Genomic DNA, 1,533 nt, shown 5'->3' with positions numbered 1-1,533 from the left:
CTCTCCCGGAGGGAGAGGGGGCTGACCGAGTTGTACTGTCGATTTACGCCGACATGATCTATCGAGTTGAACTCAAATTTTGAAATCAATGAAGATCGGCTCCCTCTCCCCCCGGGAGAGGGCTGGGGTGAGGGGCCGCCGTTGCAGCGTCGAGCGCGGCTTACAACGTGTAGGAAATCCCCACCTGCACCGTTCTCGGCGCACCTGGATAGGCGTAGACATTACCGAACGCGCCCTCTTCATAATCCCGATCAAACAGGTTTTTCACGTCAAGGTTAAGCCGCACCTTCTCGTTGACTTTATAAAAGCCGAGCAAATCGACAACGGTGTAGCTGTCCATCGAGAACGCGGTATTAGCGGTTTGCCCGGCGCGTTCGTCGACGTATTTGAGTCCGGTGCCCAGGCCCAGGCCTTTGAACGCGCCGTCCTGAAATTCGTAAACATTGAGCAGGCTGAAGCTGTTTTGCGGAATGTTCATCAGACGCGTGCCCGAACGGATCACATTGTCCTTGGTCACTTCGGCATCCACGTAGGCGTAGCCGCCGATCACGCGCCATTCGGGTGTCAGGTTGCCGGCGACGTTCAGGTCAAAACCACGGCTGCGCACTTCCCCGGCCGCCACACTGAAGGTCGAGTCCACCGGGTCGGTGGTCAGCACGTTGCGTTTTTCGATCTGATAGATCGCCGCGTCGACGCTCAACTGATGATCCAGCGCTTCCCACTTGACGCCCATTTCGTAGGACTTGCCTTTCTCCGGGGCGAAGCCTCCGCCCACGCGGCTCGCGCCGGTGTTGGGCTTGAACGAGCGCGCGATGTCGGCATAGATCGCCAGCGTCTCGGTCAGGTCGTAGGTCACGCCGAGGCGTGGAGTCACCGCGTTATCACTGGCCTGCCAGTTTTTACCGCCCGGCACGTAGGTTTCATAGTCGTGTTCGAAACGCTCGAAACGCGCCCCGGCCAGAACCTTCAGACGCTCGGTCAACGCCACCTGATCCTGCACGAATGCAGCGTAGGTCTTGAGGTTTTCCTTGTCGTGAGTCGGCGTGCGAGTCAGCGCCGGACGCGGCTGACCGTAGACCGGATCGAAGATGTCGATCGGGTAGGCGCCGACCGCGCCGCTGGAACGCTGAATGATCGACTTGTAGTCGTAATCTTCGTACTCGATGCCGGTCAGCAAGGTGTGCTGCAAGCCGCCGGTACTGAAATGACCGGTGAGATTGAGCTGGGTGTCCTTATCGGTCCACTCCAGTTTACGGTAGTTGAAGTTACGCCCCAGGGTTCGACCGTCATCGGCAATGCCGTTGGCTTCGATCGCGTTGCCCTCAAGCGAGCCGTCGAGCCACTGGAAGCCACCGCCCAACGTCCAGTCATCATTGAGCAGATGCTCGAAACGCAGTTGCGCCATGTTGTTGTCGTTGTGCAATTTGCCGGCGTCTTTTTCGCCGAAAAACGTGTCGCGCGAGGCGGTGCCGATCTGCTTGGCGTAACGCGTCACACCGCGATCCAGTGGATGATTGTTGCGCATGAAATCAC

1 protein-coding gene is annotated in these 1,533 nt (G+C 58.6%); it reads right to left on the bottom strand.

Annotation, left to right across the window (positions count from 1 at the left end; all coding sequences use genetic code 11):
• Positions 1-160 precede the first annotated feature (160 nt).
• A partial coding sequence (locus tag F8N44_RS31205; RefSeq protein WP_150653021.1) for a TonB-dependent receptor occupies positions 161-1,533 on the bottom strand: 1,373 nt, incomplete at its 5' end.

This window comes from Pseudomonas fluorescens (assembly GCF_902497745.1).
GTDB classification, from domain to species: domain Bacteria; phylum Pseudomonadota; class Gammaproteobacteria; order Pseudomonadales; family Pseudomonadaceae; genus Aquipseudomonas; species Aquipseudomonas fluorescens_BM.
Note: the sequence above shows the minus strand (reverse complement) of the source record. Positions and strands in the feature narration are given on the sequence as shown.